Annotated in this window: 7 protein-coding genes and 1 pseudogene; 7 read left to right on the top strand and 1 reads right to left on the bottom strand. The window is 44.7% G+C overall.

The genetic code is table 11. The features are described from left to right. Window positions 1–185, bottom strand: a pseudogene (locus tag ACEW8O_RS04115) (DUF1080 domain-containing protein); the annotation flags it as partial. Between the two features lie 206 nt (window positions 186–391). Here ACEW8O_RS04115 and ACEW8O_RS04110 point away from each other — a divergent pair. From ACEW8O_RS04110 to ACEW8O_RS04080, 7 genes are all read left to right on the top strand, one after another. After that, entirely contained in the window at window positions 392–1288 is an 897-nt protein-coding gene (locus tag ACEW8O_RS04110; protein WP_373493355.1) for a helix-turn-helix domain-containing protein, read from the top strand. A gap of 196 nt (window positions 1289–1484) precedes the next feature. Beyond that, entirely contained in the window at window positions 1485–2870 is a 1386-nt protein-coding gene (locus ACEW8O_RS04105) for a glycoside hydrolase family 88 protein (protein WP_373493354.1), read from the top strand. Beyond that, complete coding sequence (locus tag ACEW8O_RS04100) at window positions 2867–3694, top strand: sugar phosphate isomerase/epimerase family protein (RefSeq protein ID WP_373493353.1); 828 nt, start codon at window positions 2867–2869, stop codon at window positions 3692–3694. The genes ACEW8O_RS04105 and ACEW8O_RS04100 overlap by 4 nt, the downstream gene beginning before the upstream one ends. 19 nt (window positions 3695–3713) lie before the next feature. Then, window positions 3714–4856, top strand: coding sequence for a Gfo/Idh/MocA family protein (locus tag ACEW8O_RS04095; protein ID WP_373493352.1), 1143 nt, complete (start codon window positions 3714–3716; stop codon window positions 4854–4856). An 18-nt stretch (window positions 4857–4874) separates the two neighbouring features. Continuing rightward, on the top strand, window positions 4875–5645 hold the full coding sequence (locus ACEW8O_RS04090; protein WP_373493351.1) for a 3-ketoacyl-ACP reductase: 771 nt from the start codon (window positions 4875–4877) through the stop codon (window positions 5643–5645). A gap of 131 nt (window positions 5646–5776) precedes the next feature. Then, the gene (locus tag ACEW8O_RS04085; RefSeq protein ID WP_373493350.1) at window positions 5777–7036 is read left to right on the top strand and encodes an MFS transporter; all 1260 of its coding nucleotides are present in this window, start codon (window positions 5777–5779) and stop codon (window positions 7034–7036) included. Between the two features lie 158 nt (window positions 7037–7194). Then, window positions 7195–7526: sulfatase-like hydrolase/transferase (locus tag ACEW8O_RS04080; RefSeq protein ID WP_373493349.1), on the top strand; the 332-nt coding region annotated here is incomplete at its 3' end.

Raw genomic sequence — 7526 nt, 5'->3', positions numbered from 1 at the left:
ACCCGGAAGGTATTGGCATAATTATCACCTACTTCGTGCTGGTGGATTTTTACCACCCAATCATCAAGATCTATTCCGTTGAAAAGTATTTGCCAGTCTTCATTGGTTTCAGATTGGTTGGAATTCGAGGTACACCCGAATACAAAAATTAAGGATAAGCAACTAAATAAAACGGTTTTTATCATAATAAAACAGGTTGGATCAGGTGGTGATTACCGATGGGTCGAAATAAGAAGAGCTAAAGGTCACCTTTTTTCATTATAAGTCAAAGAATCAAGAGCCATGGCTTTTAAAAGGCCATCACATGGAAACTTATGGCTTGTAAATTGAAAATAGGGATTGTAGCTTTAAATTTATAATCTTTACTCGGCCTAGTCTCCCCACCACACCAATGTCGACCCATATCCAAACCTACGAATTACCGGAAGCAGTCCAGCACAAGGCTTTTCAGATTTATGAGGTGGAGGGCAAGGATATCAGCAATACCACCTATCCCCACAAAACCAATTGGCCACATCGGCACAATTACTATGAAATCTGTTTTTTTATCAACAGCTCCGGAAAACATGAAATCGATTTTGTGAATCACCCAATCCAATCCAAAAGTGTACACTTCATTTCTCCGGGCCAGGTTCACCTGATTGCAAGGGATAAAGGATATCATGGATTTTTAATTGTATTCACCAGGGAATTCTACTCTTTGGACACTTTCCATCAGGATTTGCTCCAAAACCTGCCATTTTTCAACAACAGAAGCATGTCCCCGATTCTAAACCTAGAAGGTCAGCAATATGAGGAATTGTTGGTTTTGCTCGGACAGATGCTGAAAGAATACTTAAGTGACAGGCCTATGAACAAAGCTGTTTTGAGGAGTTTTCTGCAAATCTTTCTTTTGAAATGCAGGGATTTTTATTTGCAGTATTTTGCACATAGGGAAAAAATGAATGAGCCTCATTTTAGGTTTGTTCAGCAGTTCAATATGCTTGTTGAGCAGCATTTCCATAGACTGCACCTGGTGCAGGAATATTCGGAATTGTTGTCGCTTTCACCCTCCCAGCTCAACAAATATGTCAAGCAGATTTCGGGTCAAACGGCAGGGGAGGTCATTATAGACAGGTTGATTCTGGAGGCCAAGCGTCTCTTGCTTTATACTCCGCTCTCAAACAAAGAAATTGCCTACGAGCTGAATTATGAGGATCCGTCCTACTTCAGCAGGATTTTTAGAAAGAAAACAGGCTACAGTCCATCAGACTTTAGAAAGCTGATGGACGAAAAGTACCGGTTTTAGATTCAATTATACCTTTATTCTTTTTAGCGTTTTCATTAGCTTTGACTTTTGCCATCTCTGTATTTCTGCTCCATTATTTATTGATTTGTCCCTTATTATAAGGGTTTCTTCTGAATAGATATCCAATGGAGGATACAGTTTGGATCGGGTTGATCCGGGGCAAGTGTTTTCAAAATTAAAAATTAAAAGTACCATTATGATAAAGATAGATTACAACCTAAAACCTGAAGATTTATTGCCTGCCATGAATAAATTCTGGGAGCTCTCCGGGGAAAAAATCGTCAACATCGATAAGGAATATCCCATCAATCAGGGAACGCCCGTATTTACGGTTGATGGTAAATACTCCACCCGGGGATGGACCGAATGGACGCAGGGCTTCCAGTTTGGTTCCGCCATATTGCAATATGATGCCACAGGGGATGAATCCTTTTTGAAAATGGGTAAATCCAAAACCGTTCAGTTGATGGCTCCCCACGTCAGCCACATCGGGGTACATGACCATGGCTTCAACAATATCAGTACCTATGGCAATTTACTTCGCCTGATGGTGGAGGGTAAAATCTCTTTCAATGAATGGGAAAAAAACTTTTATGAACTGGCTCTCAAAATCTCAGGGGCAGTGCAGGCCAGCCGCTGGACCAAAATCAAGGACGGCGGTTTCATTTATTCTTTCAATGGGCCCCACTCTCTTTTTGTGGATACAATCAGGACAATCCGGATCCTGATGCTCAGCCACCGGTTGGGGCATGTATTGCAGGAAGAAAACGATGCCAGGGTCAATCTTCTGGCGAGAGCTTTGACGCATGCCAAGGCCACAGCAGATTATTCCATCTTCTATGGTGAGGGAAGGGACAGTTATGATATCTGGGGAAGGGCGGCCCATGAATCTATCTTTAATGTAAAAGACGGAAATTTCCGTAGTCCCAATACCCAGCAGGGCTACACGGGATTTTCTACCTGGACCAGAGGCCTGGCCTGGGGAATGGTCGGTTTTGCCGAGGAGTTGGAGTTTTTGGAAACGGTGAGCGATCAGGAACTGGAAGCTTATGGAGCCAGAAAAGACATTGAAGCCTTTATGTTGCGGGCGGCGAGGGCTACCTGTGATTTTTATATTGACCACACCCCTATTGACGGGATTCCATATTGGGATACAGGAGCACCAAATCTTCATCGATTGGGAGATTATCTTTCACGGGCTGCGGATCCTTTCAACGACTTTGAACCTGTGGACAGTTCCGCAGCGGCAATCGGTGCCCAGGGACTGCTTAGGCTGGGTAAATACCTGCAGAAAAAAGGGGATACTGAAAATGGCAACAAATATTGGCAGGCCGGACTTACGGTTTTGAGGACCTTGTTTGATGAGCCTTATCTGAGTACAGATAAAAGTCATCAGGGGATTATCCTGCATTCCATCTACCATCAGCCAAATGGCTGGGACCATGTGCCTGCGGGACAAAAAATCGCCTGTGGGGAATCAAGCATGTGGGGAGATTATCATGGCAGGGAAGCCGCACTTTATTTACTTAGGGTTGCCAAAAATGAAAAGTATTACACCTTCTTCAACTGTCTTTCCAAATGAGCGGGCCCATCAAGGATTTAAGCAAACTCTGCATCCATACCATCACGACCAAGCCCTGGAGCATTGAAGAAGCTGCGGAGCAATATCAAAAAGCAGGGGTCAAGGGTATTTCTGTTTGGAGAAACTACCTGGAAGGCAGGAATATTGTTCAGACCGGAGAAATGCTGAAAAACCATGGTTTGAAAGCTGTAGCCCTGGTAAGAGGGGGATTTTTTCCGGCGACTACGCTGGGCAAAAGACAATTGGCTATCACTGACAACAAAAAGGCAGTGGATGAAGCTGCCGCAGTTGGAGCGGAAATGGTGGTGTTGGTCTGTGGGGCAGATCCCGGTCAGCCTTTGGAGGTTTCAAGGGCACAGATACAGGAGGGGATTGAAGCAGTCTTGCCCCATGCGATTGAAAACAAAGTGAAACTGGCCATCGAGCCCTTGCATCCCATGTATGCAGATACCCGGTCAGCCATCAATACCATGGCCCAGGCGAATGACATGGCCGAAGCAATCAATTCTGATTTTGTCGGAGTTGCGGCTGATGTTTACCATTTATGGTGGGATCCAAATCTGGAAGCCGAAATCAAAAGATGCGGAGCCCATGGCAATCTCCTGGCCTTTCACATCTGTGATTGGCTGAGTCCTACTACGGATTTTCTCAATGACCGTGGTCTGATGGGAGAGGGATGCATCAATATCCCTCTCATCCGCTCTTGGGTGGAGGAAGCGGGATTCACCGGATTCAATGAGGTGGAGATTTTCTCCGACCGCTTATGGGCAGGTGACCAAAATGAGTTTTTGGATAAAATTGTTGAAAGTTATTACCATTGTTAACATCGAAAAAAATATCAAAATGCAACATAAAGTAGGGATTATCATGAACGGGGTGACCGGCAGGATGGGCACCAATCAGCACCTGATGCGCAGCATAGTTGAAATCATCAAACAGGGAGGGGTAAAATTGCCCAATGATGAAAGCATCATGCCGGACCCGATTTTAGTCGGGAGGAATCCGGCTAAACTTGAAGCCCTGTGTAAAAGATCCGGAATTGAAAAGTTCAGCACAGACCTGGATGCCGTGTTGGCCGATGAACAATACAGCATTTATTTTGATGCACAGACCACCGGGAGAAGGGCAGATGCGGTCAGGAAAGCAGTTAAGGCGGGCAAACACATTTACTGCGAAAAACCCATGGCAGTGGATACTGCCACCGCTTTGGAACTCCACCAACTATGTCTGGATGCAGGGGTGAAAAACGGCGTGGTGCAGGACAAGTTGTGGCTGCCGGGATTAAGAAAAATCAAGAGGTTGATAGAAAACGGTTTTTTTGGTGAGATCCTGTCGGTCAGAGGGGAATTCGGCTATTGGGTCTTTGAGGGAGATACCATCCCGGCACAGCGGCCTTCCTGGAATTACCGCAAAGAGGATGACGGAGGAATTATTGTGGATATGCTTTGCCATTGGAGATATGTCCTCGACAATATTTTCGGCAAGGTAAAAGCAGTTTCCTGTCTGGGTGCAACCCATATCAAAGAAAGAGTGGATGAGCAGGGAAATAAGTACAAATGTACTGCAGATGATTCGGCTTATGCTACTTTTGAGCTGGAAGGGGATGTGATTGCACATTTCAATTCCTCCTGGACCGTGAGAGTAAGAAGGGATGATCTGCTGACCTTACAGGTTGACGGCACCAAGGGTTCTGCGGTGGCAGGATTGAGGGAATGTTACATTCAGCATTATGGCAATACCCCCAAGCCGGTCTGGAATCCCGACATTGCCCAGCCCATTGATTTCTTTGATGGCTGGTCAAAAATCCCCGAGCAGGAACCTTTTGACAACGCCTTCAAAGTCCAATGGGAGCTTTTCCTCAAGCATGTGGTCAAAGACGATCCCTTCCCCTGGGATATGAAAGAAGGAGCCAAGGGCGTTCAGTTGGCCGAAAAAGGAATTGAAAGTTGGGAGAAAAGGGCCTGGGTAGAGATACCGGAATTGTAAGCATGTAAATTCAAGGTTATGAAAAAAACAGCATTGATCACCGGAGGTTCCAGAGGTATAGGTTTTGGCATTGCCCAAGCGCTTGCCCGGGAAGGTTTTGATCTGGCCATCAACGGGATGAGAATGGAGGAAGAAGTGAAGGATCCCTTGGACGAACTCAGGGAACTTGGGGCGGATGTCCTGTATTGTCAGGGAGATGTGGGGGATCCGGAAGCCAGAAAAAATATTTTTGATATAATAAAGAAGCATTTTGGAAGGCTGAATGTCCTTGTCAACAACGCTGGGGTAGCCCCAAAGGAACGAAAGGACATTCTGGAAGCGACTGAGGAGAGTTTTGAATATGTGCTGAAGACCAATCTGAATTCGGCCTATTTTCTTTCTCAGGCTGCAGCCAACTGGATGATTGCACAAAAAAATGACAAAGATGATTTTGAGGCTTCCATTATCAATGTATCCTCCATTTCTGCAACGGTAGCTTCCGTCAACAGAGGTGAGTATTGTGTGGCCAAAGCAGGAATGAGTATGGCCACCCAGCTTTTTGCAGTTAGATTGGGAGAATACAATATTCCCGTCTTTGAAGTAAGGCCGGGAGTTATCGCCACGGATATGACTTCAGCAGTAACAGCAAAATATGACAAACTGATTGCCGAAGGACTTTGTGTACAAAAGCGTTGGGGACAGCCTGAAGACGTGGGAAAAGCAGTTGCTGCCCTGGCTTCAGGTAATTTTCCTTATTCCACGGGACAGGTAATCATGGTGGATGGAGGATTGACGATCCCCAGATTGTAAGGTTCCTTAACTTTGGGAAAGTTTATCTTTCAAAATGACCCTTGGATTTCATTCATGAAATAACTTTCCCAAAGTTTCTACTTATTTTCAAAGAGTTTTTAAATTGTCCTGAATATCCAAAATCCGGAAATATGGAAAGCAGTCTCAAAGCAGTCATCAAACCTTCACCCAACAGTTCACAGGGATATATTATCGTAACCGCGTTTTTGGCGCTTTTTGCCATAGTCGGCTTTGGATTCTATGGTCTACCGTTCTTTTTTGATTTTATAATGGAAGAAAGAGGGTGGTCCAGAACAGTCATCACCTCAGGGAATGCCGTCGGGAAATTGGTGGTGGCTCCATTGTTTGGATTTTTGGCAGGATGGCTGATTGACAAATACGGTCCGCGCCGGTTGATGATGACAGGATCCCTGATGCTTGCAATCGCATTTGTCGGGATTGCATTTTCCAGTTCACTGGAAATGTTTTATTTGTTCTACATATTCAATGCACTGGGTTATGTGTTTGGCGGTCCATTGCCTTGTCAGGTTTTGATTTCCAGGTGGTTCAGTAAAAACCGGGGCAAAGCCATGGGGATTGCTTATCTGGGTATTGGAACCGGAGGAGCGGTAGTTCCTCTGATTGCTGCGGGACTGGAAAAAGTATATGGCTGGCAGATGGCCATGGCAGCATTGGGTATTTTGGGATTTTTGATCATTTTTCCCATTTCTTATTTTATTAAAGACAATGCGATCAAAGAAGCCAGCTTGTTGCCAAAAGAACCGGAGAAGAAAATAGAACAAGCCTCCATGCGGAAAATTTTGAGGAGCAGGAATTTTTATCTATTGGCAATTGGCAGTATGTGTTCCATAGGGGTTGTAGGGGGAATCGGTCAGCATATCAAATTGTACCTAAGTGATCTGAATTTTTCCCAGACTGAGGCGGCACATGTCATGTCCTTTGTGTTGATGTCCAGTTTGATAGGCAGGGTATTGATGGGGTGGCTGGCTGATATCATCAACCGGAAATATGTGATGCTAATGATTTATTTTATTGTGGCTGCAGCTATTCCGCTGTTGTTGGTTCCTGACTTTTCAGGTAGGATATACATTTTCGCGGTGGTTTTTGGAATTGGCTTGGGCGGGGATTATATGATTATCCCACTGATGGCCGGGGATCTGTTTGGGCTGAAAGCCCTGGGAAGGACCATGGGAATTATACTGGTGGCTGATGGAGTTGCTGAGGCGCTGTTCCCCGTTCTATTGGGTATTCTCTATAACGAAGCTACCCAAAGCTATGCGACAGGATTCACTGTTTTGATTTTTGTGGCCCTGCTTGGAGCGGTATTTATCGCTTTCCTGCCAAAACCCGATCAAAATAAAGGAATGGAGGGAATGGTGGAAGAAGGATGATACTGGTGACCAATTTGGATGGAGGATTGGTCAATTTCCCATATCTGGCCGGAAGATTATTTATATCTTGAACTTATCATAGCAAACCTTTCAAAAATGCCAATACCTTGATAAATTCAAATTAAATTGAATAGGACTTCACTTCTAAACAAAATACTATGATAAAATTTACAGTTTCTGCCTGCAGTCTTATTGTCATTTTGATGTTTTCCTGCTCTCAAAAAGAACCTGTAAAACCAAATGTCTTATTTCTTTTTACAGATGATCAACGGGCAGATGCCCTGAGTTTAACCGGCAACAAACATATTCAAACTCCAAATATTGATCAATTGGCCAGAGAGGGAAGTTTTTTCACAAATGCTTATGTCATGGGCGGGCACCATGGTGCCATTTGTGCGCCAAGCAGAGCTATGATGTTGAGCGGCAAAAGTTTGTTCCATGTTTATGACCGTCTCAAGGATGTGGAGACCATGCCGATGCGGTTTGGTAA

It is taken from the genome of Aquiflexum sp. (assembly GCF_041749095.1).
Taxonomy (GTDB): Bacteria; Bacteroidota; Bacteroidia; order Cytophagales; family Cyclobacteriaceae; genus Aquiflexum.
Note: the sequence above shows the minus strand (reverse complement) of the source record. Positions and strands in the feature narration are given on the sequence as shown.

What these genes read in the sequence shown, in the direction of transcription:
- ACEW8O_RS04110 (WP_373493355.1), top strand. Translation starts at nt 392, where the DNA reads ATGTCGACCCATATCCAAACCTACGAATTACCGGAAGCAGTCCAGCAC.
- ACEW8O_RS04105 (WP_373493354.1), top strand. Translation starts at nt 1,485, where the DNA reads ATGATAAAGATAGATTACAACCTAAAACCTGAAGATTTATTGCCTGCC.
- ACEW8O_RS04090 (WP_373493351.1), top strand. Translation starts at nt 4,875, where the DNA reads ATGAAAAAAACAGCATTGATCACCGGAGGTTCCAGAGGTATAGGTTTT.
- ACEW8O_RS04100 (WP_373493353.1), top strand. Translation starts at nt 2,867, where the DNA reads ATGAGCGGGCCCATCAAGGATTTAAGCAAACTCTGCATCCATACCATC.
- ACEW8O_RS04085 (WP_373493350.1), top strand. Translation starts at nt 5,777, where the DNA reads ATGGAAAGCAGTCTCAAAGCAGTCATCAAACCTTCACCCAACAGTTCA.
- ACEW8O_RS04095 (WP_373493352.1), top strand. Translation starts at nt 3,714, where the DNA reads ATGCAACATAAAGTAGGGATTATCATGAACGGGGTGACCGGCAGGATG.